Genomic DNA, 25,023 nt, shown 5'->3' with positions numbered 1-25,023 from the left:
AAGAGGGTAAAAAAATGAATAATGTGTTTGAAAAAATGAACGAAAAGCTTGTCCCTATTGCTATGAAAATTAGTAGTAATAGATATTTGACAGCTATTAAAGAAGGCTTTTTCGGTGTTATGCCAATTATTATTGTAGGATCTATATTCCTACTACTTACAAGCATTCCAATAAATGGTTATGAAGAGTTTATGGCAGGTATATTAGGAGAAAATTGGAATGATATCTTTATGTTTCCATATCGTATCAGTTATGGACTCATGTCACTATATGTTGTCGTAGGGATTGCTAAGTCTTTAGCAAATCACTATCAAATAGGAAGTCGTGAATCTATCATCGTTGCTTTCGTCTCTTATTTTATGTTAACTCCTTTGATTGTAGATGCAGACAATGCTAAAGGTTTACCAATTGATAATTTCGGTGCTTCTGGTTTGTTTTTAGCTATTATTTCATCTTGTTTAGCAGTTGAAATATATCGTTTTATCTTAAAGAGAGGATGGACAATCAAACTTCCTGATGCTGTTCCACAAAACGTAGCTAAGCCATTTGAAGCTTTAATTCCAGTTGCTTTTATCTTTATTATCTTTAATATTATTCGTTTAATTTTTGTAAATACTGATTTTGGTAGTGCACAAAACTTTATCTTTACAATGTTACAACAACCTTTACAATCTCTTGGTAGTACTTTACCAGCAACTTGTATTGTTTTATTCATTGAAGCTATTTTATGGTGTTTTGGTTTACATGGTTCTTCTATTGTTTCTGCTGTTATGAATCCAATTTGGAGATCACTCTCTGCAGAAAATGCTGCTGCACTTGAACTAGGACAAGCTGCTACTAATATTGTTAATTATCAATTTATTGCTAACTTTGTCAAAATCGGAGGAACTGCTGCAACTTTAGGTTTAGCTATTGTTATTCTTCTCACAGCTAAATCATCTCAATATAAAGCATTAGGAAAATTATCTATTGTCCCTGCTTTATTCAATATTAATGAGCCAATTGTCTTTGGATTACCAATTGTTCTCAATCCAATTATGGCTATTCCATTTATTGTTGCTAATATTGCTGTTGCTATAGTAACTTATGCTGCCACATTCTTTGGATTAGTTCCAGTAAGTATTGGTGTCGAAGTTCCATGGACAACTCCACCTATTATTTCAGGATTCTTATTATGTGGTTGGCAAGGTGCTGTTTTACAAATTGTTCTTATTCTTGTGAGTATGGCTATCTACTATCCATTCTTTAAAATGCAAGATAAACAAGAATACGATAATGAAGAGCTTGCCACAAAACAATAAAACAAAAGGCATGAAAAGCATGCCTTTTTTCACAGGAGGAATAAAAAAATGAATAATATATCACTTATAAAAAGAGCTATTGCCTATATGATTGATTTATATTTAGGTACACTTTTATCTACAATTCCTATTTCTCTTACTACTTATTATCAATTTCATCAAATATCTCAAGATATCACGTTATTTTCTAAACCTATATCTTCTATTTTACTCTTATTAAGTATATTTGCATTAATCCTATATTTTCTAGTTATCCCATATTTCTTTCATGGACAAACGATCGGAAAGAAAATTATGAAATATAAAATTTGTTACTCATCTTTTTCATCATTATGTATTAGACAATGTATATATATGGTTTGCTTAACTTCTCTTACATCTTTAATCATTCAGTTTATCTCTTTATTTTCTTCCATTTCATTAACACCTTATATAAACACTTTCGTTTTTATTTTATCTTTCGTTATGATTATTTATATACTTTGTCATAGAAATCACATTGCATTGTATGATCAATTAGCTAAAACAGAAATTCAATAAGGAGTCGCTTATGGATTATTTAACACATAATGAAATAAAATATGTTCAACAACATCTTGAAGAGAATATTCAATTATTAAAAACACTGACAGAAATTCCTTCACCTACTTTTCATGAAAAAAAACGTGCTACTTTTTGCTTGAATTGGCTGCAATCAATAGGTGCGAATGCTTATATGGATAATGTTAATAATGTTATTTGTCCAATTAATGGGGAAAATAATGAAACATTAATCATTATTATGGCTCATAATGATATTGCTTTTCCTGATATTCAGAATATTCAAGTCAAACAAGTTGATAACAAACTTTTTGCTCCTGGTATTGGAGATGATACGGCTAATATGGTCAATATGTTAATGACCATACAATATATTATCAAGATGAGACTTCAACCAAAATATCAAATCTTATTTGTCATCAATTCAGGAGAAGAAGGATTAGGTAATTCTATGGGTTGCCGTCAGATTATAGAAAAATATCATTCAAAGATTAAGGAATTTATTTCTTTGGATGGCTATCTCAATGAATGTACTTATTGTGCAGTTGGCTCAAAACGTTATCAGATTGATGTAAAAACACATGGAGGGCATTCTTATGTTAATTTTGGTCAAGAAAACGCAATTGCCTGGATTGCAAAGATTATTACACAATTAAATCAAATTTCTTTACCAACTGAAGCAAAAACAACTTTTAATTTTGGAAAAATAGAAGGTGGAAGTGCTATTAATGTTATTGCTAATCATGCCTCTGTAACATATGAATTTCGTTCATCAAGTCAACAATGCCTAAATATTATGGAACAATCGTTTCAAAAAATCATTAATAATATAAATGATAAACATATTGATATTCAAATCAAAGTATTAGGAGAGCGTCCTGGTAATGGACCTTTATCACAAGAAAAAATGAGAAAATTTACAAGTAGAAATCTTAATATAATTCAACATTTTTATAAAAAGAATATTATTTTATGTGAAAATTCTACTGATTCCAATATCCCACTATCATATGGTATTTGTGCAAATACGATAGGAACAATTATTGGCGGTGATGCTCATACTTATCATGAATGGATTGACATTAACAGTATTCCTATTGGGTTTCAAGTTGCTATGGCATTGATTCTTCAATATGTTGATTGGGAGTTACGTATATGAGTATAACTATCATTTGCTTACAATTGCTTCAATTATTAATGATGATCTGTTTAGGATTTGTCATTGGTAAATGCCACCTTTTTCATCATCATTTTTCTAATGATTTAACAAAATTTGTTTTGAATATCACTATGCCTTTTTTGATTTTATCTTCTGTAACAACATCTCATTTTGATCAATTGCCTATTTTAGATATTCTCTATGCTAGTTTTTTATTAGTTATTCTATTACCTATTATTGCCTATATTATCATCAAAGTATTCCATATCCAAAAAGATGCATCCTTACATATGTTTATGATAAGTTACCCTAATGTGGGTTTTATGGGTTTTCCTTTAATTCAATCTATTTATGGACAAGGTGCTTTACTATATACTGCTATTATTAATATCGGTTTTAATATTTCTTTATTTTCTATTGGTATATTTATGATGAACTATCAAAATAAGCATGAATTTCATTTTTCTTTTCAAAAAATAATAACTCCAGGTATTATTTCCTCCTTATTAGCTTTATTCATATATGCCTTCTCAATTACCATTCCTTCGCCTATTGCTAACTTTTGTACAAATATTGGAAATATGACAACTCCATTATCCATGTTCATAATTGGTCTTACTATGTCACAATATCATCTTAAACAAATGTTATTTGAAGGCCGTGTTTATCTATTTTGTATCTTTATTAACTTTATATTACCAATTTGTTTTATGCCTTTATTTCAATTCATTCAGAATAATATTGTTAAAGGTATTGCATTAATTATATTGGCTATGCCTGTAGCAAACAGTGCAGCATTATATGCTAAAACTTATCATCAAAATGAACAATTAGCTATACAAACAATTTTTATTTCTACATTGCTTTCCGTTATTACTATTCCTTTACTTGTTTATTTCTTTTTAATATAGGAGGTTGATTCTATGAGTATTCACCAATATAAACATTTATTACAGTCTATCAATTCTCAAATTTGGTCTTTTTCTGAAATAGGTTATCAGGAATTTCAGACCGTTAAATTATTGACAAGAACTTTAGCTTCATATGGTTTTAAAATAGAGAAAAATATTGCTGGTATAGCGACTGCGTTTAAAGCTACTTATGGTCACCAAAAACCAGTTATTGGCTTATTGGCTGAATACGATGCATTAAGTGGTCTAAGTCAAAAAGCTGATTATTTAAAATATTGTCCTAGAGAGGAAACACATAATGGTCATGGTTGTGGGCACCATTTAATAGGAACAGGTATAGTGGGCTCAGCTCTATTAATAAAAGAATATATTGACCTTCATCCTGATTGTGGATCAATCGTTATTTTTGGTTGTCCAGCTGAAGAAAATGGAGCTGGTAAAACTTATTTAGCCGGAGCTGGTGTTTTTGATCAAATTGATGTTGCTTTAACATGGCATCCAAGTACTATGAACACTGTTATGGTGGGAAGCATGCTAGCTAATTGTCAATATTACTTTCGTTTCCATGGATTAAGTAGTCATGCTGGTGCGGCTCCTGAAAAAGGAAGAAGTGCCCTAGATGCTGTTGAACTTATGGATATTGGAGTTAATTATTTAAGAGAGCATATGGAGATGACAGATCGTATTCATTACGCTATAACAAATACTGGTGGAATATCTCCAAATGTTGTTCAATCAGAAGCTGAAGTTCTCTATCTCATTCGTAGTCGAAATAATCAAAGTGTTCAAAAACTTTTTGAAAGAGTCTCAAATATTGCAAAGGGTGCTGCTCTTATGACTGATACAACTGTTGATATTGTTTTCGATAAAGCCGTCAGCAATGTTATTCCTAATGATACTTTAGCAACTCTTGTTTATAATGTTATGCAGACGGTTCCTTTACCTCAATATAACACTGAAGAAAAACAATATATTAATAATTATCGTAAAATCATTGGTGATGATTGGTATCAAGATTTAGGATTAATCCCCGCTTTTCAATTAGATGACAGACAAAAATTATGTCAAGATCATCCATACGGAGACTTTATTCTTCCCTATTCTCCACAAGATGTTATTGAAACTGCTTCTTCAGACATGGGTGATGTGAGTCAAATAGTTCCTCTTATCCAACTTCATTGCGCCTGTTTTTGTTTAGGAACACAACCTCATTCTTGGATTCAAGTCGCACAAGGGACATCTAGTTATGCGATTAAGGGGATGTTATATGCCAGTGAAGTACTTTATCAAACATGCATTCGTTTATTTGAAGACACAAATATTATTTTGCAAGCAAAACATGAACAAAAAAAACGTACTCAAAATCAAGAATACGTATGTCCAATCCCTAAAAAATATTTAAATCAATAAAATGTATAACTTTCTAAAAAAACATCTTTTTTGTTTTCTATGTGTTTTGTTTGCATCACTTATAATGTCTTTTAATATTAAAACTTTTGTCAATGCTGTTGGTCTCATTCCAAGCGGTTTTAATGGATTATCCTTATTGTTGCAAAGAACCTTTTATCAATTCTTTGAAATTAATATTCCTTACTTTATTATCAATATATCTTTAAATGTATTTCCTGCTCTTATTGGCTTTTATTTTATAGGTAAAAAATTCACAGGCTATTCTATTTTAATGATCATTTTTAATTCTTTTCTTGTTGATATAATTCCAAGTACACCTATAACTTATGATTCATTACTTGTCTCTGTATTTGGAGGTATTATGAATGGTATCGCTATTGTGATTGCTTTATATGGTGGTGCTTCTAGTGGTGGGACAGACTTTGTAGCCATCTATCTATCATATAAACTTAAAAAGCCATCATGGAATTTCATTTTTATTTTTAATATGCTGATATTGATTATTGCTGGATTTCTATTTGGCTTTGAAGCTGCAATGTATTCTATTATTTTTCAATTTGTTTCGACTCAGATCATTGAAAAGTTTCACCAAAAGGATCATAAGATTACTCTTATTATCATTACACAAAAGCCTAATCTTTTAAGTCAAAAATTAATGGAACAAACACATCATGGCGTTACATTAATTCAAGGAGAAGGATGTTATTCACACGAACAAAAAACTATTTTATATACTGTCATAGGTGCTGATGAAGTTAGACATGTCAGTCATCTATGTAAAAAACTTGATTCTTCTGTTTTTATCAACATTATTTGTTCAAAAGATATTAAAGGACAATTTTACCAGAAACCTTTAGAATAAATAATATAATGAATTATTGCTTTTAAGCCAAAAGAAAAAAGCTCATTTCTGAGCTTAATATCCTACTTAATTTCACGCATTATATAGTTTTCTAATATTGGCTTAAATCGGTTGGAAACCTCTAGGTTGGTTTCTTTACTAATCTCTACCAATAACAAAGGATGATAATCTTCATCAATTACAGCATGTGGATTATCTTTAATAATTTTTAAAATGACTTTGAGATTTTGATCATCAATGTCAGTTTTATTAGAAGTACACATTTGCTTGATTCTTTTTAAAGTCAATTTCTGTAAATGATGATTAATATCAAAAAGACTAAACATATAAACCAACCTCCTTTTCTATTACTATCATTATAATACTTTCAAAATCAAATACCAAATATTTATCGTTAAAAACCCTTTCATATTATGAAAATAAGCACTACAGAGTGCTTATTCATCTATTCTTTCTATTTTAAAAATGACTGGTCTAGTCCCATCATTACAACAGGCAATCATTTCGTTTTCATGTCTCATCCAATCTTTCATAATAGAACCACCCTGAAGTCCAGCATAAATATAACGACTGACACAATCCCATGCTTCACTACAAAATTTGCCATCTAGCATATGCCAGAAATCATCTTTCCCTCAGTTTCTTTTAAAATATCATGAATCTTTTTGAGCACAGCTTGCTCATCATTTGATCCAATGACCTCATAAGCAATATTTTTAATAGGTTCTACTGCATTTGACATGGCATAAGCATATTTGACTTCCTGCAACATTTCATAATCGTTCATTTGATCTCCAAAGGCTGCACATTCATCTGGATTAATCTGGTATGTATCCTGTAAAAATTTGATACCTACCCCTTTATGCATGTGCTGATTTTGAATATCCATCCATTCATTTCCTGATGTAACAATCTTAACGCCATCTGGTAGCTGTTGACGAATCTCATCTAATAAATCTTGAATATGCTGTTCTTTATCATAGATGGCAATCTTCATAATATCATCATGAATCTCATCATAAGAATCTATAAATGAATAAGCACAATAATATTTTTTAACTTCATTTTTATATGCAAAATAATCTTTTAAAATATAAGCACCTTTTCTCCCACATAAAATGATAAAAATACGTTGGTATTGTGATAAAATATGTACCATTTCTTTCACTTTTTGATATGAAATCACATCACAATGCAATTCTGTTGTTCCTTTCGCAATATAACTTCCATTTTCAGCAATGAAATACATCTGATCACTAAGAGGTAAAAATTTTTGATATAAGCGATAATATTGATTCCCACTCGCTATAACAAACTTTATATTTTTCTCTTTCATTTGATAAAACAAATCTATAAAAGATTTATCAAACTTTTTTTGTGAATCTAAAAAAGTGCCATCCATATCCGTCGCAATTAATCGAATCATTTGTCTTCCTCCCCTTATATGCTTTATTATAAAGAAATTCAAGTCTTGTTTCTAGTCTATAACAAAAAAACACATCTATAAAGATGCGTTTAAAACTTCTAACATATCATTTGGATTTTGAGCAGCCTTGACTTTTGTATATGCCTTTTCGATAATCCCTTCTTCATTAATCAAATATGTTGTTCTAACAACTCCCATAACTTTTTTACCATACATATTTTTTTCTTTCCATACATCATAAGCTTGTATAGCTACTAAGTCTGGATCTGATAACAATGTAAATGGTAACTGATATTTTTCTTCAAACTTTTTATGAGATTTGACACTGTCTTTACTGACACCTAAAATAACAGCTCCTTTTTTGACAAAATCAGGATATAATTGTGCAAATCCACAAGCCTGTTTTGTACATCCAGGTGTATTATCTTTTGGATAAAAATATAAAATAACCTTCTGTCCTCGATATTGACTTAATGATATTTCTTCACCATTTTGATTTAATAAAGTAAAATCTGGGGCCTTTGTTCCAACTTCTAACATCTATCCTTCACTCCTTTGTTTCATCATAATACCTCTGCTATGAAAATGCAATCCATTTGCTTAAAATAAAGATTGCTGTAAGATGCCTGATACAATATGAAAAGGTATTTCACACTGAAGATATTTTTGATAGCTTTGTTGATCAAACCAACTATTGATTTGATGAGGTGATAACATAACTGGCATACGTGAATGAACAGGTTGCATCACATCATTAGCCTCTTTTGTTATAATAACAAATTCTCCTTGTTTATTATAACAGCCTGCCATCAATAAAATATCTTCCATTGGTTCAAAAGATATCTGATGTTTATGAATATCCCACTCATAAAATCCTTTCGCTATAATAAGACAACGACGATTTTGAATATCTTCTCGAAATAATGTCTTATCTAAAATCGTTTCACTACGGGCATTAATAATCAGTTTTGAATTGATTGTATAGCCCCATTGCATCATTTTTATCTGACAATGATTTCCTTCTTGAATGATGACTGGCAACATCTGATGAGGTCTACAATCTCCTGTCACTTGTAATGATGAAGCAACATCCATCTCCATATCTTTTAAAACTTCATATATCCTTTTAATTAAATAATATCTTCCACACATATTTTTATCTCCAATCTTTTTTTATTATAGCATAGATTCTAGAGTTTTCCTGTATTCTATGAGATAATAGAAGAAAGGATGGTGTCCAAATGAGTGAAACTTATAGTAAAAATTATTTTGAAAAATATGCTGCATTAACATTAGCTACTTTCTTTGATATTGATGAAAAAGACATCTTATTATCAGATCGTCCTGATTTGCGTATTCCTCTTTATCATCATGGCATAGAAGTCACTCAGGCTTTAACACCTGAAGAAGCGGTTGCTGATATGAAAAAAACTTTATATAAAACATTGGATATGACACCCTTTGATCATGATGATCAAAACATTTCTTTTGTTTTTGAAAAAATAGATGATGCTATTGAACGTAAACTTATCAAGTGTAAAAAGTATGAAAGATATTTGCATAATGGACTTTATATTTTTTCTCACTGTCATAATTTATCTCAAGAAAGCTTAAAAACATTTTTAATCCAAAAAGATGTTCCTCATGATTTCTATCATTATCTTTTTATCAATTGTGTCACAAAACTTTATTGTTTTGATATTCAAAAACAGACAATCCATTCATTATCTTTTCGTCGTAATGAACTCATCAAGATGAATATACAATCTTTACTCTATGAAAAAACTTGTCATAAAAAGAGAAGAAAAATTATTATTCCTTAGGAGGACTTATGAAAACTTATGAACTTAATGTCAATGGACATCTTATAAAGGCTCAATTTGATGAACAGAACATTCAAAATATATTTATTCCTTTATTGAAAAAATGGACGCAAGTGCAAGAAGAAAAAAATCAAAGATTATTGATTCTTTTAGCTGCTCCGCCTGGAATTGGAAAAACAACACTTTCACTATTTCTTGAATATTTATCACAAAATATTTCTAATGTGACACCTTTACAGGCTTTAGGCATGGATGGTTTTCATCGTTATCAGGATTATTTGGATACGCATTATATCATTAAAGATCAACAAAAAATATGCATGAAAGATGTCAAAGGTTGTCCAGAAACTTTTGATGTGGATAGACTCATTAATAAGATAAAAGATATGCAAACAAATGATATTGATTTTCCTATATATGACAGAGTTTTGCATAATCCTGTTGAAGATCAAATTCATATCTGTCAAAAAATAGTTCTTTTAGAAGGTAATTACTTATTGCTCAATGAAGAGAAATGGAAAGATATTCACACTTTATTTGATGATTCTCTTTTTATTGAAGCTCCTATTCAAGAGCTAAAGAAACGCTTGATTCAACGTAAAATGATGGGTGGTATTCCTTATCATTTAGCCAAACAATTCTATGAAAACTCTGATGGCATCAATGTCAAAAGAGTCCTTAATCATTCTTTACCGGCACATATTCATTTATATGAAAATCATCATATTTATACACAGAAGTAGTATTTCTGTGTTTTTAATTTCTTTTTTCTAAATAAATATTGATAAACAGTGTCCCTAAAAATATAAAGACTAATATTCCAATCAATGTTAAAGATATAATCAGCAATGTGCCAATACCAAATAACGCATAACTCATTAAAAAAATAAAAACCATTATAAATAAAATATAATTCATTATTCTTAAAAGAAGATGACTTGTTTTCATGATAATGAAATCATCTCTTTCATCATTATATATCTTCAATTCTTCAAAGATGCTTGTAGAAAATGCCTGATAATATTGTATCATTGCATAAAATATACCTACTAGCATGGTTATGAAATAACGATATTCATTAGTCTTCATATAAATAATGAAGGCAACAAAAGATAATAGCGTCATGATAATAGCTATGAAAAAATTTCTTTTATTTTTGATCATGTGATTCTTCCTCCTTTAAATTATCTTCTAAACAACATAATTCTTCAATGGAAACATGAAAGACTTGAGAAAGACGATATGCCAGCATAAGTGATGGGTTATATTGTCCTTTTTCAATGGAAATAATGGTTCTATTGGAAACATGAACCATCTTTGCTAACTGCTGTTGTGTCATTCCCTTTTGAAGTCTAAATTCTTTAACTCTTGTTTTCATAAGCACCTCCAATATGAAGTTTACTTCATATATATTATATATTCTTATTTATAATTATACAATAGAAATATGAAGTTTACTTCATATTTAAAATATATATAAAAAGAAAGTCTAACCTTTCTTTTTATACTCATCTTTTAAAATGGAATAATAACATGCATCTACAATCCCTTGATTATTCCAGTCACTATGTCTCAAAGTTCCTTCATATGTCATTCCACATTTCAACATAACTTGTCCAGAATGTGGATTTAAAGGATCATGATGAGATTGAATACATTCAAAGCCCACTTCATTGAAAAGAAAATCAATGACTCTATCCAGAACCTCACTCATGACTCCCTGATGCCAATATTGGCGTGAAAGACAATATCCAATAACAGCTAAATGAGTTTTCTCATTCACTTCTACAACTGATATATTGCCAATAGGTAAATGATCATAATCCTTGATAATAATAGCCCAATTATAATAATTCAAATTCTGATATTGTTTAATCCAATCGTCTAAAATCTGTTGTGTGACTTGAATATTCTGATGTGGTTTCCAAGTTAAAAAATGTGTCACTTCTTCATCACTTGCCCAACGTTCAAACATTGCTTTGGCATCATCTTTTTGAAATGGACGTAAAATAAAACGTTGACTCTTTAATCGCTTTGTTCCTTGATGTAACATATGATATCTCCTTGATTTTTATTAATAATCATAATATCATATTGTCAAACAGAAATAAAGATTGGAGGATTTTTATGATTAGAGAAGCAACAATACAAGACTTAGCAAGTCTTAATCATTTATTATTTCAAGTTAATAATGTACACGCTGATGGACGACCTGATTTATTCCAACATGGAAGTAAAAAATATACAGATGAACAACTTATCCAAGTCATACAAGATGATACAAGACCAATCTTTGTTTATGAAGATCATCTTCATCAAATACTTGGATACGTCTTTTGTATAGAACAACATCATTATGAAAATAAAAAAACACTTTATATTGATGATTTATGTGTAGATGAAAAATGTCGTGGTCAGCATATTGGAAAACAGCTTTATGAATATGTTTTAAACTATGCGAAAACGCAACATTATTATCATGTGACGTTAAATGTCTGGTGTTTAAATGAATCAGCAATGAAATTCTATGAAAAATGTGGTATGACGCCTTTAAAAATCATGATGGAACAAATATTGTAATTGTAAACATTGACATTACATCAAATGCCCTATATAATCAAAACAGAAAAGAAAGAGGGAGTAGATATGCAAATTTCAAGTCGTTTTACTATTGCTGTACATATTTTTTCTTGTATCGACACTTTTGAAAAAGATACCAAAATAACAAGTGATTTTTTAGCTGAAAGTGTCAATGTAAATCCAGTGATTATTAGAAAAATATTATCTCAGTTACGAAATGCTGGTCTTGTTCATGTGCAACGTGGTAGTGGAGGTGCCTCAATAGCTAAAGATCCAAAAGATATTACATTTTTAGATATTTATCATGCTGTTGACTGTATTGAAAATGGTGAATTATTTCATTTTCATGAAAACCCTAATCCACAATGCCCAGTAGGTAGAAATATTCATCATATATTGGATAACAAATTAATACAGGTTCAAAAGGCTTTAGAAAATGAATTGAAAAGCATCACACTCGCAGATATTATCAAAGATACTCAATATTATATTCAAAATGAAAAAAAGGAAAATGTATCAGAATATAATGAATAAACATCATTATATTCTTTTCTTTTCCTCAAATGCTTTTTGAATTTGTTTTTGTAGTTTCAATAAACGCTGTTTATTGACTTTACATACTTGACGATCATATGTATATAAACCATTGATTTCATCTTCTATATCTGATAATTGTGTATAAATACATCCACATAAGCCATGATCAATAGATGGTAACACCATTTCTTCATACATTTTTATCATCTGATTCGTTAATTCTTCTTCACTATGGGTTGTTCCATAACCATAATAACGAGAAGAATAGACATGCTGATCAACAATTCTTGTATAACCACCACATTCACTTAATAATATAGGTCGATTTTGTTTATTTTTTAATACCTTGTTTCTAAAATAAACATGTTCACTTTGAACATCACTTAATTTTTGATGAAACCATCCAGAAGTGGCATCATAAAAACGAGATGAATCATAGTCTTGACATAATTGATACATGTTATCAGCTTGAATTTGACCCCATCCTTCATTAAAAATAGTATATCCAATAATACAAGGATGATTATATAAATGCTTCAATGTGTCCAACATATGTTTTTGAAATATATATTTTTGAAGTTGTTTCCCTCTTACATGATCCAAGCGATATTTGAACCCTAAGTTTGGTAAAACTGTATCTCTGATATAATGATATTGCCCATTATTAACATGATCTTGTATGACTAACATTCCAAGTTGATCACAGGCAAAGTAAAAAGCTTCAGGTTCAACTTTAATATGTTTTCTTAGACAATTAAATCCTAATTCTTTCATTCTTAAAATATCTTTTTCATACTCATTCATTTGATGAGGCAAATATAGTCCATCATGGAAATAGCCCTGATCTAAAACCCCATGTATAAATATAGGCTTTCCATTTAATAGAATATCCTGATTTTTAACCTCTACTGTTCTTAAAGCAAAATAACTTTCTACATGATCATTATCCGTATCTATAAATATTCTATATAGATATGGATTTTCTGTAGTCCATAAATGACGATATGAAGATGGTATGTCTATATCAATATCTTTATCATGAAATGTTTCTTTTAAAAATAATTCATCTGCGACAATACTGACTTGATAGTAATCAGCTGTTGTTTCAATATGAAGATGTATCTGATCTAAAGATGGGGTTATTTTTAAATCCTGTATGTAATGTGATTGTACAGCTTCAAGCCAGACAGATTGCCAAATGCCTGATACTGGTGTGTACCACATACCACCTGATTTTTTCTTTTGTTTGCCATAAGGATAAAGATCAGATAGCTGATCAGTGACTTGAACTTCTAAAAGGTTTTCTCCATCTTGAATAAACGATGTAATGTCAAACCAGAATGGTAAATATCCACCTTGATGTTCTCCTACACATTGATGGTTTATATAGACTTTTGCGATTTGATCCACAGCACCAAAATGCAAATGAATACTTTTTTCTTTTCCAAGCATATAATCATCTAATATAAATGTCTTTTGATAATGAAGATGTTCCCCTATTTCCCCTTGATAACAAGACAAAGGAGCTTGTGGTGGATAAGGGACTTGGATAATCTGTTGGTTTAATAACCATTCTCCATCTAATGATTGAAAGCTTTCTCGATATAATTGTGGACGAGGATAGTCATATTTATTTTTCATATGAAACAACTCCTTTATATTTCTATTATATAATAGATATGTTTTGTCTGAAATCATTTTATACGATATTATTCACAAAGGATGATTATCATGACGTGAAAGCTTACTATGAGTGATGTCGTCTATATGAAAAAAGCATCCAAATGGGATGCTTTTACATTATTGTTTCATTAATTCACTTTGTTTATGTTTTAAAGCTATAAAAGCTTCATCTAAATCATTCATATCATAAACAGTCTTTTCCATAGGACACATACCATCATGTGTTCTATTGATAATATAAGGAACAACTTTTTCACAATCATAACTGATATGATAATATTCCAATATTTCTTTGGCTTTTTCACTTAAGACATAGGCATAAATGTATTTCACTTTTGATAAAATCAGTAACATTGCAGTTGCTTTTCCAATGACTTTATCAACTACGATTGCATCTTCAAAATAATATATATCTTCCTTCATAGGATTTATAATAGGTCCTATGCCATGAAGCTTTGATGTATAGAGTTCTCCCTGTCTATCAGCAATTAATGATAATCCTTCTTCATTAAGCTTTTTTTGCAGTTGCTGCAACTTCATCAAAATAGCCTCCCTTAACAATCGCCATGACAATAGTTGGTACAAAAATCAATTGAATAATAATACCTGGAATACCCGTTGTTGTTGCTGCAATGACAGCAGGAATACCACCAAGAGGAATGCCAAAAATGTATGTTGCTATAGAAATCACAATACCATAAACAACTCTACCAGCAATCATCGAAATAATAAGTGCTGATAATGCTCCAAACTTTTGTTTAGAGAAATGGAACTGATGGAATAAAAGTCCACTCATCATTCCATAAGTGGCAAGTTCACTCATCATAAAAAGAACACGATCCGCAGAAGGCATTCCAGTCACAACAAAGCTTGTCAAAGGAGCAAAGATTCCTAAAAACAAACCATAAATAGGACCTAAAAGCATTCCCCCTATAAAAACAGGCAAATGCATTGGAAGAAAAACAGAACCAGCCTGTTGCATACCAATGATATGAAAGACTTGTGGTAGTAATAAAGATATGGCTAAACACATAGCACCAAATGTTAATTTCTTTGTTTTCACGATAAAACCTCCTTGTTATTCTATTCTATCATAACCCTAAAGTGAAGTTTAGAGTCAATCATTATTTTTTAAAATTTATATCTGTTTTTTTCTTTCATATACATAACTTTTATGCTATACTCCATGATTGAGGTGAGGTTATGAAAAGACTTTATGAATATCTTGATATGATTTCTCAAGAAGATATACATGATTATGTTGAAAAAATGAAATACAGCAATGATATGTATACAACTCTATCCAAAGGAATAGAGGATTTTAAGCAATTAACACCTATCTATAATGATAATGTTATTTTTTCATTATATAAAGACATGTTATTTCTTCAGCCAGATCAAGATCAACCATTTTTAACACGAAAAGAAGACCACGTTTTTTATAGCCCAGTATACTTTGTTGAAAAAATGGACATGACACAACAATTCTCATTAAATTCTATGAATCACCAACAAGCATTAGGTGCTTATGTTGTGGTGGATAAGGATTATCCTTTTATACATATGATTTTACTGATTATTGATAATTTACTCAATGATGTTAAAAGTACAATTCAAAATCAAATCAATGAAATGATTCGTCATCTCCAAGAACAATTTCCTCAAGCAACAATATCTACAGTGAGCGTCATTGCCAGTGACCATGCTCCTCAAGAAGATCAAATTCAACAGATGGAATCACAAATCATTGAAAAACAAATGGATATGAATCAATCTTTTGAACAAAAGACAAAAGAATATTATCAAAGTATTTTATATAATTAAAAAACATGTACTAGTGACATGTTTTTTTATAATAATTCCCCATTTGTAGTAATGACTTTTTTATACCATTCAAACGATTTTTTCTTTAACCTTTTGAACGTTCCCTTTCCCCTGTTATCTCTATCTACATATATAAATCCATATCTTTTTTCCATTTCACCAGTCCCATTGGAAATCAAATCTATACATCCCCATGTTGTGTATCCCATTAAATCAACACCATCTTTGTCAACAGCATCTTTCATCGCTTTAATATGTTCTCTTAAATAATGAATGCGATAATCATCTTGAATTGTTCCATCTTCTTCTACAATATCTTTAGCTCCTAAACCATTTTCAACAATAAATAATGGTTTTTGATAACGATCATAAAGTTCATTCATAGTAATTCTTAAACCTAAAGGATCAATTTGCCATCCCCATTCACTCGATTTCAAATATGGATTTATAACAGATGCAAATATATTACTTTCAGTTTGACAGCTACTATCAGGAGTCGAACTAGAAACTCTTGATGAATAATATGAAAAACTTATAAAATCAACAGTATTTTCCATCAATAAATTCTTATCATCATTCATAAATGGAATGGTAGCTTGATTCTTTTCTATCCATTTTAAAGCATATGGAGGATAATAGCCTCTTGATTGAACATCAATAAACATATAGCTTTCTCGATTATCGCATATAGCTTTCCAATAATCTTCAGGTTTACATGTTGCTGGATAATAAGACCCTGCTGCTAACATGCATCCAATTTGATTTTGTGGATTAATCTCATGAGCCAGTTTTGTGACGAGTGCACTAGCAACTAATTCATGATGCGCACAGGTAATCATAGCCTGTATTTTATTTTCATCATCCTTAAATCTTAGTCCTGCTGCAACAAACGGAAAATGAAGTATCATATTGATTTCATTAAAAGTTAGCCAATATTTTACAAAATGTTTATATCTTATCAATAGAACCTTTGCTAATTTAACATAACAATCAATCATTCTTCTATCTCTCCATCCTCCATATTTGTTGATCAAATACATAGGACAATCAAAATGATTTATTGTCACTAATGGTTCAATATGATATTTATGACACTCTTTAAATACATCTTCATAAAATTTTAATCCTTCTTCATTAGGTGATTCTTCATCACCATGTGGAAAAATGCGTGTCCATGCAATGGATATTCTAAAAACTTTAAATCCCATTTCTGCCATTAATGCAATATCTTCTTTATAATGATAATAAAAATCAACAGCTTGATGACTTGGAAAATAGTGATTGTCAATATGATTAATCCATTTTTCTCCTGTTCCAATAGCATATCGATCTTGACCATACGGCATCAAATCGACATTAGCTAAACCACGTCCACCTTCGAAAATACCACCTTCAACTTGATTGGCAGCTGTTGCACCACCCCATAAAAATCCTTCTTTAAATCCCATAACTTTTCCTCCTTTATGCATTGTTTAAATAATATGATAATTTTTTAAATCTTGGTATATAAATAAAATGACTTAAAACTTTTGTACGAAAAAATTGTATCAATGCTCCATTGCATATTGCCATAATGATTGTTCCTAACCCTATACCTACAAAATCATTAAATAATATCAAAGACATGAATAGTGAAATCATTAAAAATGTACAATCAAAACATGTTTTGAATAACTTCAATGATATTTTATATTTCTTAGATAATACTTTACAAAAGAAATCATAAATTTGTGGATAAAAATATGTTTCATAAAACATAGCTACTGCTAAAGCAGATATCATCATACCCAAAAAGAAACAAATCATACGTATTACCAAAGAAGATATAGTTACTTGAAATATTGGTAATATGAATTTTAAAATATCAGCCGTAGTTGCATATAAAAAACCTGTTATAAACGAACTTAAATAAGCTAATCGAAACTTTCGTAGTACGATACAAAAAATAACAAATAGAAATCCCGCAACTAAATATTCTGCTTGTCCATATGTTAAATGATTATATTTTTGACTAATAATATATGCTGGACAAACAATCATTGACATGCCACAATCAGCTATTGACATTAAGTTAACACCAAACCCCAATAACAAAATAGCGAAAACATAGAGTAATTCACTTGAAATTTTATACATATAACATCCTCCTGTAATCATCATATAAAAAAAATAAGCACAATCAAAAAAAGTTTCCAAAAAGGAAACTCACATTTGTAAACCAAGAAGAATAATATCAATAATATATCTCATCATATATAGATGATAAGAAAAATGCAAACAGTGTATAAAAATTTGATTTTCACAGAAATTGATATCATTCTGACATGTAATCAACCATTTATTAACTTTTGTTTTTCTTAGTCTTTGAATAATTCTTTTATCATAGTGAAAAGTATCTCCATTTATGCTTATAATAATAAGTAAATCTTGATTTGTAAAAGAATATTCTTTTTTTAAATCCACGTCACAAATAATTGTATTGATATGATATATATTCAATTCCCTTTGAATATTATAAATAAGTGATCGTGCATCCCCTTGAGCATATAAGTAAATTTTACGAGAAGTTTTTATATTTTTAATAAGTTCTTCTATTTGAGTATAATCTAAATATTTTTGAGTGTACTGTATATTTTTAAGAAAATTATCAGAAAAAATGCTTATGTTTTCCTTTAAAGATAATTTTTTATCAATGAAAAGCTGCCTTCTTTCTAAGGAATCTAAATATGAATAACATTCATATATAAATTCCTCATAATTTTGATAATCTAGATTTCGAATACACTTTGAAACTTGTCCTTTTGATATATAACATGCTTTTGCTATATCTTCAATAGTCATTCTAGGAATCTTTGCAATATTTTCCTTAATAAAAACACAAAAAACATATAATGAATTTTTACTTGTATGTCCATTAATAATATCATTAACCTTATCTATAATCATCATTATCACCATTCACTTATATAACGAAAAATAAAATGCTATAACTGTCATTACAATTATAACATTTATAAATGAAGATTACATATTTTTCATATATTCTAATATTCCTTTTAAAGAAATCACTTGTCCTACTGGCTTAATTCCTGCAATTTCTTCACTGGTTTGACTAAAATCAACAATTAAATGTTCACCAGAAATATATGAAGCCATTACACTATTTAAAAAGACGATAGGCATAGCCATTTCTTCACTGGTAGCCAGACGTTTTGCATAACCACAATGAGATAATAAAGCTTCTTCACCACCAGCCATTTGTGTAAATTCATCTTTCATACCTGTATCTGTTGACCCAGGTAATACAGCATTTACTCTTATACCTTGAGATGCAAATGTAGATTGTAAATAGACTGTTAAATAATTCATAGCTAATTTACTAAATGGGTATGCCATTGTTCCAGGCATTCGACTCATACCTGTTTTTTCTATAGCCGCAACTTTTCCATCCCATCCAGATGCCTGAATAACTGGTAAATAAATATCTTTATTATCTTCTCTTTCCCATCCATTACCACCTGTAGATGTCATAAATGCAATAGCGTCACCTTTTTGCATTCTATGAATTAAATATTCTTCACAAATATATTGATTAGATAATAAATCAATTTTACAAGTTGTTATAAAATCATTTTTTGCTCCTGAAACTCCTGCTATACCAAAGAAAGCATGAATATGGTCAGGAATCTCTTGAAATGCCTGATCTATAGAATCTTTTTGACTTAAATCAACATGTATATATTTTTCTATTCCATCTACCTCTACTTTCTGCCAATCTAATGCATAAACTTTTGCTCCTAAGTCCACTAACATTTCTGTTGTTGCTTTTCCCATCCCAGAAGCTGCACCTGTCACAACTGCGATTTGTCCTTGATATCCAAAATAATCTTTCATTTTTCTATCCTCCTAAATGCACTATAAATCTTTCTTTATATTTTATCAATAAGTATAAGTCAAAAAGGACATTCTTCGCATTTTTGTTGTTATTTGATATAATGAAATGGGTGATTGTCATGAACAAAGCAAATTATTCTAAACAACAGATTACTGAGGCACTTATTGATTTATTACAAAAGACATCTATTGAGGATATCACAATTACATCTTTAGTCACAAAAGCTCATGTTTCAAGAAATGCTTTTTATAATAATTACCAATCTGTTGAAGATGTTTTAAAAGAAGCCTATCGACAAGCTCATCAAAAAGCATTTCAAAATAAATATATTGATATTTCCTATTTTACAAGTGATGAGGCTATCTTAGATTTTATACAATTCTTTGATAAAAATACTGCTCTTTTACTTGCATTACAAAAGTGGAACTTACTTCCCTATATTGCAAAATATAATACGCATTGTATCTTAAACAGTTTAGAACAATCAAATAATCCTTTCATTCATCAATATAAAGAATACTTTATGATTTATCATACAATCCCTTATTTTCAAATCTGTTATTATTGGATATTATCAGATAAAAAAGAAACACCTCAAGAATTATTTCAAATGATTAAACAATTACAAAAACAGTCATAAACTATTATGATAGAAAAAGAGATTTCAAACATGAGCATCATGAATGAAATCTCTTTTCTTATTATTTTTCTTCAATACCTTCTTTTTGAGCTATTGATTTTTCATAGACTTTAAAGAATGGATAATACACAACCATACTTATAACAATCAATACACACATAAAGATAACATTTCTTAAATCTAATGCTGATAAGAATCCTTGTGCAAAGAATGGTGTAAATGAAGGATCAACAATATATCCCATGCTTACAAGACCAATGCTTTGAACAAGATATCCTAAACCAATAGAAATACATGGCATGAAAACAAATGGTATCGCTAAAATAGGATTTAAGACGATTGGCGCACCAAAAATAACTGGTTCATTGATTCCGCAAATACCTGGGACTAGGCTTAAACGACCAATTGTTTTTAAATGCTTCACATGAGAAAAACACATTAATAAGACAAGACCTAAAGTGTTTCCTCCACCACCAAGAACTGCATATCTATACATCTGTAAGTTCATGATATGTTCAGCACTTTGTCCAGCATTGATTAAATCGGCATTCAGTCCAGAGTTTGTAATTCCTAATGTGAACACAATTGGGAAAATGATAGATGAGCCATTGATTCCAAATAACCATAAAATATTAGAAAAGGCAAAGATTCCCATATAAGCCCAAACATTATCAACACCTGAAATAGCTGGTGTTAAAATACTCATAACAAACTGTGGTAATGATTGACCACTGACACCCATTAAGACAAGATTTAAACCATAGATAATAATAATATTAGCTGCTAATGGTAATAATGAATTCACAAAGTTTGTGACTGCTGTTGGTACACTTTCTGGAAATGTAAAGACAATTTTATTTCCAACAACACGACAAATTTCAACTGAAATTAAACCAATAATTAATGCGACAAATAAACCATCTGCTCCTAGATAAGTCATTGATAATTGTCCATCAGTAACAGGAGCAGAAATCATAAGGAATACACACATAGAAATAATTCCATTGATTGCTGGTTTCATTTGATAAGTTTCAGCTAATGAATAAGCAACTCCAAATGCTGTCACTAAACCAATCAATCCCATAGTCATTGTATATGGAATGGTAATGGTATTATAATTCGCTACTGCCCATTGTTTCCAGGCAATCATCGCTTTTAGGAAAATATTTCCTGTATTCATATCCACGATATCTAAATTAATTGGTGGATTGGCGATAATTAAAAATATTGATCCTACAACAATCAATGCAAGTGACATCATCATCCCATTAGAAATAGCCTGTAAATGTCTTTGATTTCCTAACTTATTTCCAAGCGGTGATAATAACTGTTCTAATCGACTAATCATTTTTTACTCTCCCTTTTAAAATTGCCATCCATTAAATGTAAATGCTGTATCTACCACATTTTCTGGATCATATTCTTCTAAGATTTTGGCATATCTTTCTTTATAATCATTATCAATTTCTTTTTGTGGATAAACACGGCTCGCTTCATTTAAGAAATGGAATGAATCTCTTCCCATTGCCTGTCCACGTTGTGTATGTTTATCTAATGCATAATCAGGAATTTCTGGTAATTTCCCCATTGCAAAAGATTTGATACAAATATTTTTCAATAAATCACTTGAACGATCTTTTTCAGATTGGCACATATATCTAATGGCATGAATAAAATAGATAGGTCTATCTCCATCAGCATAATCAAATTCTCTACTCATCTGATATAAATTATTCACAACAACAGATGCCATTGGATTTCCCATACCAATATCTTCTACTGAAATTGTTAATAATCTTCTCCATAATTTTTCTTCTAATTGAGGTGATGAAATATAGAGTTCATAAGCAAACATACACGCCTGTTCTTCTAAACCTCTACGAATAGATTTCTGTAAAGCAGAAATTACTTCATCTCCAGCATAACCATTTCTTGTTGTAATTTTTGACCATGGGTCATACATTTTTTTAGCCATGAATTCTTGCTCCTTTCTTTTGAATATGACATAATAGTTTTGGAGGTGTTTTTATGAATATTGAGCATTTATCAGAAAAATTTGAATTAAATAATCTAGAGAAACAAATTGTGAGTTATATCCAAGAACATCTTATTGAACTCAAGTCAATTGGTATACGTCAAATGGCAAAAGATAATTATACCAGTACTTCTACTATTTATAAACTTTGTAAGAAGTTTGGTTTTGATGGTTATAGTGATATGATTTATCATCTGACATCTACCAAGGATAATCATACTATCAACTATCATGAACAATATCGTTCTTTTTATCAACAATTCCAATCTTTACTCCAAGATCATTCTAAACGCATTATTGTTTTTGGTTTAGGCTTTTCTGCTCCTATTGCTGAATACATGCAACAACGCTTAACCCTTTTAGGTTATTCTACAATGTGTGTTGTCCATATGGAAATGTTTAGTCAGCACTTTTTTGATAATACCATTTTTATTGTTGTATCTTATTCAGGAAAAACACCACGCTTAAACGAAATGATTGAAACGGCTTATCATAATCATGTTCCTATTATTAGCTTTATTGGTAATCCTCAATCCCCTATTATTCAGCTTTCTACATTACCAATCGTTATTGAACAATATGACTCATTTTCACATGATTTAAATCGTCCTAATACCTTCTTTGGCGAAGCTATTATTGCTTTTGAAACATTATTATTTTAAAGCCGACAATATTATACAAATAACACCAATAAAATTATATTAATTTATCCAAGAAAAAAACATGTTATAGAATTTATAACATGTTTCAGGCTGTTGACAAAGTGGTAGAATTTTTTATTAAATCTACCACTTCTTTTTATTTTTTATGCAAATTGATAAATTTGTACTATTTTCCTTATATGTCTTTCTTTTTTGTTCGGTGAGGTCGTATTTATGAGACCTCTCCTTTTTTTCATTCTCGCCAATTTGCCTAAATTATGGCAGCCAAAAATAATCAACGATTCCTGTTGATTTTTCTTTAGTCCTCTTATTCTCGTAAACCTTAATCCATGCTTTTCTTTGCAGTCTGCATAGACTCTTTCTATTGTCTCTTTTCTTAACGGGTATATGTCCTTCCATTCTGGTGTATATCTGATTTCATCCGCCAATTCTCTATATTCCTCCCATACGTGTCTTGTGATGACCTTCTGGTGATTCTTGCTCTGTGTACACTGCTCTAAGAATGGACATCCTTCACAATCCTTTGGATTTGATTTGTATTCCCTGTATCCTGATTTGTTTGTTGTGGTATATTTCAAGTCCTTATTATTTGGACATATATAAATATCTAGCTTTTCATCATAGACATATTCATATTTCTTGAAGAATCCTTTTTTTGTCATGGGTCTTTTATATGGCAGATAAGGTCTGATTCCATCCTCTATGATTTCTCGACATATTGCAGGTGTTATGAATCCTGCATCCAGACTGATGTTATGTATTGAATCTCCATAGGTATTCAGTAGCTCTCTATACGCATCATGAAAAACAACACTATCGTGCTGATTGCCTGGTGCTACTGTATTATGCAGTACAAATCCATGTCTATCACAGAATGTCAGATTTGTATATGCAAAGCATTTCTGTTTTTCTCCCTTATGGAAGCATCCGCTTTCTGGGTCTGTCTTGCTTACCTTTATTGATTTTGTCCCTTTTCCTTCAATCAGTTCTCCTGTTTCTTCATCATATGCAAGCTCTATATCCTTTGTTTCCTTTAATGCTTTTTTTCCATGTTCTTCTCTATCCTTGTTGATTTCTTCCAGAAGTTCATCATCATAATGTTTCTTGACGATCTCCACGACCTTGTTTTCGTGTTTTCTACTATTGGCGTTGGCTTTTCGATGTGTTCCATCTCCAAATACTGTATCAAGATCCACAAAATCATATGCTATGGCTTCTTCGATGATCCTGTTGAAAATCTCATCAAAAATTTCTGAATCTCCATATCTTCTGATATAGTTCTGTGACCAGGTTGAATAGTTTGGAACCTCATCATCAATGGACAATCCTAAAAACCACCTGTAGGCAAGGTTGACCTTGATTTCTTCACATGTTCTTCTCATGGAATGAATACCAAATGTAAAGTTAATAAAAAGCATTTTAAAAAGTACCACCGGATCGATACTTGGTCTTCCAAAAGAACTGTAGAGCGGTCTGACCAATGGATAAATAAATGTCCAGTCAATGGCTTCCTCAAGCTCTCTTACCTTGTGATCTGATGGTACTAATTCATCTATAGTACTCAAAATAAAGCTGTCATTTTTACGATTGTTTAAACATGTCATTGCCATAATATTTTACCTCCAAATACGCACTTACATTATATCATATTTTCATGACATGATGATAAAAAAAGGTCGTGGAGCCTCAAAGTTTGCGTACTTGGAAAGAAGTCATCCACGACAATGGATATAAT

At 30.1% G+C, this 25,023-nt stretch carries 31 protein-coding genes; 13 read left to right on the top strand and 18 right to left on the bottom strand.

The features are described from left to right. The first annotated feature begins 14 nt into the window (after positions 1–14). Genes B5E48_RS05845 through B5E48_RS05820 form a run of 6 tightly spaced genes read left to right on the top strand, consistent with a single transcriptional unit; the run spans position 15 to position 6,183 of the window. Positions 15–1,301: a PTS sugar transporter subunit IIC gene (locus B5E48_RS05845; RefSeq protein WP_087243636.1), complete on the top strand. Its 1,287-nt coding sequence runs from the start codon at positions 15–17 to the stop codon at positions 1,299–1,301. A 48-nt stretch (positions 1,302–1,349) separates the two neighbouring features. Then, positions 1,350–1,841, top strand: a complete 492-nt coding sequence (locus tag B5E48_RS05840) for an RDD family protein (RefSeq protein WP_087243635.1) — start codon at positions 1,350–1,352, stop codon at positions 1,839–1,841. A gap of 10 nt (positions 1,842–1,851) precedes the next feature. After that, positions 1,852–3,000 (top strand): M20/M25/M40 family metallo-hydrolase, encoded by a 1,149-nt coding sequence (locus B5E48_RS05835; RefSeq protein ID WP_087243634.1) that lies wholly within the window; start codon positions 1,852–1,854, stop codon positions 2,998–3,000. Continuing rightward, the gene (locus B5E48_RS05830) at positions 2,997–3,911 is read left to right on the top strand and encodes an AEC family transporter (RefSeq protein WP_087304407.1); all 915 of its coding nucleotides are present in this window, start codon (positions 2,997–2,999) and stop codon (positions 3,909–3,911) included. Before B5E48_RS05835 ends, B5E48_RS05830 begins: the two co-directional genes overlap by 4 nt. Positions 3,912–3,923: 12 nt before the next feature. Next, entirely contained in the window at positions 3,924–5,321 is a 1,398-nt protein-coding gene (locus B5E48_RS05825) for an amidohydrolase (protein WP_087243632.1), read from the top strand. Position 5,322: 1 nt separating this feature from the next. Continuing rightward, positions 5,323–6,183, top strand: coding sequence for a YitT family protein (locus B5E48_RS05820; protein ID WP_087243631.1), 861 nt, complete (start codon positions 5,323–5,325; stop codon positions 6,181–6,183). A 62-nt stretch (positions 6,184–6,245) separates the two neighbouring features. On the opposite strand, the gene B5E48_RS05815 is transcribed toward B5E48_RS05820, so the two are convergent. The 5 genes from B5E48_RS05815 to B5E48_RS05795 form a co-directional block, all read right to left on the bottom strand. Continuing rightward, positions 6,246–6,509, bottom strand: a complete 264-nt coding sequence (locus B5E48_RS05815) for a hypothetical protein (protein ID WP_087243630.1) — start codon at positions 6,507–6,509, stop codon at positions 6,246–6,248. Positions 6,510–6,620: 111 nt separating this feature from the next. Continuing rightward, positions 6,621–6,797: a TIGR04076 family protein gene (locus tag B5E48_RS05810; protein ID WP_087304406.1), complete on the bottom strand. Its 177-nt coding sequence runs from the start codon at positions 6,795–6,797 to the stop codon at positions 6,621–6,623. Next, the gene (locus B5E48_RS05805) at positions 6,791–7,609 is read right to left on the bottom strand and encodes a Cof-type HAD-IIB family hydrolase (protein WP_087304405.1); all 819 of its coding nucleotides are present in this window, start codon (positions 7,607–7,609) and stop codon (positions 6,791–6,793) included. Before B5E48_RS05805 ends, B5E48_RS05810 begins: the two co-directional genes overlap by 7 nt. A 75-nt stretch (positions 7,610–7,684) precedes the next feature. Beyond that, on the bottom strand, positions 7,685–8,149 hold the full coding sequence (gene bcp, locus B5E48_RS05800; RefSeq protein WP_087304404.1) for a thioredoxin-dependent thiol peroxidase: 465 nt from the start codon (positions 8,147–8,149) through the stop codon (positions 7,685–7,687). A gap of 60 nt (positions 8,150–8,209) precedes the next feature. Then, positions 8,210–8,761: an SOS response-associated peptidase gene (locus B5E48_RS05795; RefSeq protein WP_087304403.1), complete on the bottom strand. Its 552-nt coding sequence runs from the start codon at positions 8,759–8,761 to the stop codon at positions 8,210–8,212. 89 nt (positions 8,762–8,850) lie between these two features. Here B5E48_RS05795 and B5E48_RS05790 point away from each other — a divergent pair, with 89 nt between their 5' ends. Then, positions 8,851–9,432 (top strand): hypothetical protein, encoded by a 582-nt coding sequence (locus tag B5E48_RS05790; protein WP_087304402.1) that lies wholly within the window; start codon positions 8,851–8,853, stop codon positions 9,430–9,432. A gap of 8 nt (positions 9,433–9,440) precedes the next feature. After that, positions 9,441–10,175, top strand: a complete 735-nt coding sequence (locus B5E48_RS05785; protein WP_087304401.1) for a nucleoside/nucleotide kinase family protein — start codon at positions 9,441–9,443, stop codon at positions 10,173–10,175. Positions 10,176–10,188: 13 nt separating this feature from the next. Here B5E48_RS05785 and B5E48_RS05780 read toward each other — a convergent pair whose 3' ends face one another. From B5E48_RS05780 to B5E48_RS05770, 3 genes are all read right to left on the bottom strand, one after another. Then, positions 10,189–10,596: a hypothetical protein gene (locus tag B5E48_RS05780; RefSeq protein ID WP_087243621.1), complete on the bottom strand. Its 408-nt coding sequence runs from the start codon at positions 10,594–10,596 to the stop codon at positions 10,189–10,191. Next, entirely contained in the window at positions 10,583–10,810 is a 228-nt protein-coding gene (locus tag B5E48_RS05775; RefSeq protein ID WP_087243620.1) for a helix-turn-helix transcriptional regulator, read from the bottom strand. The genes B5E48_RS05780 and B5E48_RS05775 overlap by 14 nt, the downstream gene beginning before the upstream one ends. A gap of 111 nt (positions 10,811–10,921) precedes the next feature. Then, positions 10,922–11,485, bottom strand: coding sequence for a GNAT family N-acetyltransferase (locus tag B5E48_RS05770; RefSeq protein WP_087304400.1), 564 nt, complete (start codon positions 11,483–11,485; stop codon positions 10,922–10,924). A gap of 74 nt (positions 11,486–11,559) precedes the next feature. Here B5E48_RS05770 and B5E48_RS05765 point away from each other — a divergent pair, with 74 nt between their 5' ends. Further along, positions 11,560–12,012, top strand: a complete 453-nt coding sequence (locus tag B5E48_RS05765; RefSeq protein WP_087297644.1) for a GNAT family N-acetyltransferase — start codon at positions 11,560–11,562, stop codon at positions 12,010–12,012. A gap of 66 nt (positions 12,013–12,078) precedes the next feature. After that, positions 12,079–12,546 carry an Rrf2 family transcriptional regulator gene (locus B5E48_RS05760; RefSeq protein ID WP_087304399.1) on the top strand — a complete coding sequence of 156 codons (468 nt, stop codon included), beginning with the start codon at positions 12,079–12,081 and terminating at the stop codon, positions 12,544–12,546. 6 nt (positions 12,547–12,552) lie between these two features. Here B5E48_RS05760 and B5E48_RS05755 read toward each other — a convergent pair whose 3' ends face one another. The 3 genes from B5E48_RS05755 to B5E48_RS05745 all read right to left on the bottom strand — a co-directional run bounded on the left by B5E48_RS05755 (position 12,553) and on the right by B5E48_RS05745 (position 15,295). Continuing rightward, a complete protein-coding gene (locus tag B5E48_RS05755; protein ID WP_087304398.1) occupies positions 12,553–14,190 on the bottom strand; it encodes a glycoside hydrolase family 2 protein in 1,638 nt (545 codons plus the stop codon). Between the two features lie 159 nt (positions 14,191–14,349). Next, positions 14,350–14,772: a DUF1893 domain-containing protein gene (locus B5E48_RS05750; RefSeq protein ID WP_087243615.1), complete on the bottom strand. Its 423-nt coding sequence runs from the start codon at positions 14,770–14,772 to the stop codon at positions 14,350–14,352. Beyond that, the gene (locus tag B5E48_RS05745; RefSeq protein ID WP_087243614.1) at positions 14,741–15,295 is read right to left on the bottom strand and encodes an ECF transporter S component; all 555 of its coding nucleotides are present in this window, start codon (positions 15,293–15,295) and stop codon (positions 14,741–14,743) included. Before B5E48_RS05745 ends, B5E48_RS05750 begins: the two co-directional genes overlap by 32 nt. 140 nt (positions 15,296–15,435) lie before the next feature. Here B5E48_RS05745 and B5E48_RS05740 point away from each other — a divergent pair, with 140 nt between their 5' ends. Further along, positions 15,436–16,056, top strand: a complete 621-nt coding sequence (locus B5E48_RS05740; RefSeq protein ID WP_087304397.1) for a hypothetical protein — start codon at positions 15,436–15,438, stop codon at positions 16,054–16,056. A gap of 26 nt (positions 16,057–16,082) precedes the next feature. On the opposite strand, the gene B5E48_RS05735 is transcribed toward B5E48_RS05740, so the two are convergent. The 4 genes from B5E48_RS05735 to B5E48_RS05720 form a co-directional block, all read right to left on the bottom strand. Continuing rightward, positions 16,083–17,504, bottom strand: coding sequence for a 6-phospho-beta-glucosidase (locus B5E48_RS05735; protein ID WP_087304396.1), 1,422 nt, complete (start codon positions 17,502–17,504; stop codon positions 16,083–16,085). Positions 17,505–17,517: 13 nt separating this feature from the next. Continuing rightward, entirely contained in the window at positions 17,518–18,192 is a 675-nt protein-coding gene (locus tag B5E48_RS05730; RefSeq protein WP_087243611.1) for a DUF6198 family protein, read from the bottom strand. Positions 18,193–18,261: 69 nt separating this feature from the next. Beyond that, the gene (locus B5E48_RS05725) at positions 18,262–19,002 is read right to left on the bottom strand and encodes a MurR/RpiR family transcriptional regulator (protein ID WP_087304395.1); all 741 of its coding nucleotides are present in this window, start codon (positions 19,000–19,002) and stop codon (positions 18,262–18,264) included. A 78-nt stretch (positions 19,003–19,080) separates the two neighbouring features. Next, a complete protein-coding gene (locus B5E48_RS05720; protein WP_087304394.1) occupies positions 19,081–19,950 on the bottom strand; it encodes an SDR family oxidoreductase in 870 nt (289 codons plus the stop codon). 119 nt (positions 19,951–20,069) lie between these two features. On the opposite strand from B5E48_RS05720, the gene B5E48_RS05715 reads away from it, so the two are divergent. Beyond that, positions 20,070–20,591, top strand: coding sequence for a TetR/AcrR family transcriptional regulator (locus B5E48_RS05715; protein ID WP_087243608.1), 522 nt, complete (start codon positions 20,070–20,072; stop codon positions 20,589–20,591). Between the two features lie 61 nt (positions 20,592–20,652). On the opposite strand, the gene B5E48_RS05710 is transcribed toward B5E48_RS05715, so the two are convergent. Continuing rightward, a complete protein-coding gene (locus B5E48_RS05710; protein WP_087304393.1) occupies positions 20,653–21,939 on the bottom strand; it encodes a PTS sugar transporter subunit IIC in 1,287 nt (428 codons plus the stop codon). 15 nt (positions 21,940–21,954) lie between these two features. Further along, positions 21,955–22,566, bottom strand: a complete 612-nt coding sequence (locus B5E48_RS05705) for an AAA family ATPase (protein ID WP_087243606.1) — start codon at positions 22,564–22,566, stop codon at positions 21,955–21,957. A gap of 53 nt (positions 22,567–22,619) precedes the next feature. On the opposite strand from B5E48_RS05705, the gene B5E48_RS05700 reads away from it, so the two are divergent. Beyond that, positions 22,620–23,288, top strand: coding sequence for a MurR/RpiR family transcriptional regulator (locus B5E48_RS05700; RefSeq protein WP_087304392.1), 669 nt, complete (start codon positions 22,620–22,622; stop codon positions 23,286–23,288). A 143-nt stretch (positions 23,289–23,431) separates the two neighbouring features. Here B5E48_RS05700 and B5E48_RS05695 read toward each other — a convergent pair whose 3' ends face one another. Then, positions 23,432–24,898 carry an IS1182 family transposase gene (locus tag B5E48_RS05695; RefSeq protein WP_479684560.1) on the bottom strand — a complete coding sequence of 489 codons (1,467 nt, stop codon included), beginning with the start codon at positions 24,896–24,898 and terminating at the stop codon, positions 23,432–23,434. Positions 24,899–25,023 lie beyond the last annotated feature (125 nt).

It is taken from the genome of Massilimicrobiota sp. An105 (genome assembly GCF_002161155.1).
In the GTDB taxonomy this organism is placed as follows: domain Bacteria; phylum Bacillota_I; class Bacilli_A; order Erysipelotrichales; family Coprobacillaceae; genus Allocoprobacillus; species Allocoprobacillus merdigallinarum.
The sequence above is the reverse complement of the archived record's forward strand: the minus strand, read 5'-3'. Positions and strand labels throughout refer to the sequence as shown.

Excerpts from the sequence above, each read along its gene's own strand:
- B5E48_RS05845 (WP_087243636.1), top strand. The coding sequence starts at position 15 with ATGAATAATGTGTTTGAAAAAATGAACGAAAAGCTTGTCCCTATTGCT.
- B5E48_RS05840 (WP_087243635.1), top strand. The coding sequence starts at position 1,350 with ATGAATAATATATCACTTATAAAAAGAGCTATTGCCTATATGATTGAT.
- B5E48_RS05835 (WP_087243634.1), top strand. The coding sequence starts at position 1,852 with ATGGATTATTTAACACATAATGAAATAAAATATGTTCAACAACATCTT.
- B5E48_RS05830 (WP_087304407.1), top strand. The coding sequence starts at position 2,997 with ATGAGTATAACTATCATTTGCTTACAATTGCTTCAATTATTAATGATG.
- B5E48_RS05825 (WP_087243632.1), top strand. The coding sequence starts at position 3,924 with ATGAGTATTCACCAATATAAACATTTATTACAGTCTATCAATTCTCAA.
- B5E48_RS05820 (WP_087243631.1), top strand. The coding sequence starts at position 5,323 with ATGTATAACTTTCTAAAAAAACATCTTTTTTGTTTTCTATGTGTTTTG.
- B5E48_RS05815 (WP_087243630.1), bottom strand. The coding sequence starts at position 6,509 with ATGTTTAGTCTTTTTGATATTAATCATCATTTACAGAAATTGACTTTA.
- B5E48_RS05810 (WP_087304406.1), bottom strand. The coding sequence starts at position 6,797 with ATGCTAGATGGCAAATTTTGTAGTGAAGCATGGGATTGTGTCAGTCGT.
- B5E48_RS05805 (WP_087304405.1), bottom strand. The coding sequence starts at position 7,609 with ATGATTCGATTAATTGCGACGGATATGGATGGCACTTTTTTAGATTCA.
- bcp (WP_087304404.1), bottom strand. The coding sequence starts at position 8,149 with ATGTTAGAAGTTGGAACAAAGGCCCCAGATTTTACTTTATTAAATCAA.
- B5E48_RS05795 (WP_087304403.1), bottom strand. The coding sequence starts at position 8,761 with ATGTGTGGAAGATATTATTTAATTAAAAGGATATATGAAGTTTTAAAA.
- B5E48_RS05790 (WP_087304402.1), top strand. The coding sequence starts at position 8,851 with ATGAGTGAAACTTATAGTAAAAATTATTTTGAAAAATATGCTGCATTA.
- B5E48_RS05785 (WP_087304401.1), top strand. The coding sequence starts at position 9,441 with ATGAAAACTTATGAACTTAATGTCAATGGACATCTTATAAAGGCTCAA.
- B5E48_RS05780 (WP_087243621.1), bottom strand. The coding sequence starts at position 10,596 with ATGATCAAAAATAAAAGAAATTTTTTCATAGCTATTATCATGACGCTA.
- B5E48_RS05775 (WP_087243620.1), bottom strand. The coding sequence starts at position 10,810 with ATGAAAACAAGAGTTAAAGAATTTAGACTTCAAAAGGGAATGACACAA.
- B5E48_RS05770 (WP_087304400.1), bottom strand. The coding sequence starts at position 11,485 with ATGTTACATCAAGGAACAAAGCGATTAAAGAGTCAACGTTTTATTTTA.
- B5E48_RS05765 (WP_087297644.1), top strand. The coding sequence starts at position 11,560 with ATGATTAGAGAAGCAACAATACAAGACTTAGCAAGTCTTAATCATTTA.
- B5E48_RS05760 (WP_087304399.1), top strand. The coding sequence starts at position 12,079 with ATGCAAATTTCAAGTCGTTTTACTATTGCTGTACATATTTTTTCTTGT.
- B5E48_RS05755 (WP_087304398.1), bottom strand. The coding sequence starts at position 14,190 with ATGAAAAATAAATATGACTATCCTCGTCCACAATTATATCGAGAAAGC.
- B5E48_RS05750 (WP_087243615.1), bottom strand. The coding sequence starts at position 14,772 with ATGAAGTTGCAGCAACTGCAAAAAAAGCTTAATGAAGAAGGATTATCA.
- B5E48_RS05740 (WP_087304397.1), top strand. The coding sequence starts at position 15,436 with ATGAAAAGACTTTATGAATATCTTGATATGATTTCTCAAGAAGATATA.
- B5E48_RS05735 (WP_087304396.1), bottom strand. The coding sequence starts at position 17,504 with ATGGGATTTAAAGAAGGATTTTTATGGGGTGGTGCAACAGCTGCCAAT.
- B5E48_RS05730 (WP_087243611.1), bottom strand. The coding sequence starts at position 18,192 with ATGTATAAAATTTCAAGTGAATTACTCTATGTTTTCGCTATTTTGTTA.
- B5E48_RS05725 (WP_087304395.1), bottom strand. The coding sequence starts at position 19,002 with ATGATTATAGATAAGGTTAATGATATTATTAATGGACATACAAGTAAA.
- B5E48_RS05720 (WP_087304394.1), bottom strand. The coding sequence starts at position 19,950 with ATGAAAGATTATTTTGGATATCAAGGACAAATCGCAGTTGTGACAGGT.
- B5E48_RS05715 (WP_087243608.1), top strand. The coding sequence starts at position 20,070 with ATGAACAAAGCAAATTATTCTAAACAACAGATTACTGAGGCACTTATT.
- B5E48_RS05710 (WP_087304393.1), bottom strand. The coding sequence starts at position 21,939 with ATGATTAGTCGATTAGAACAGTTATTATCACCGCTTGGAAATAAGTTA.
- B5E48_RS05705 (WP_087243606.1), bottom strand. The coding sequence starts at position 22,566 with ATGGCTAAAAAAATGTATGACCCATGGTCAAAAATTACAACAAGAAAT.
- B5E48_RS05700 (WP_087304392.1), top strand. The coding sequence starts at position 22,620 with ATGAATATTGAGCATTTATCAGAAAAATTTGAATTAAATAATCTAGAG.
- B5E48_RS05695 (WP_479684560.1), bottom strand. The coding sequence starts at position 24,898 with ATGGCAATGACATGTTTAAACAATCGTAAAAATGACAGCTTTATTTTG.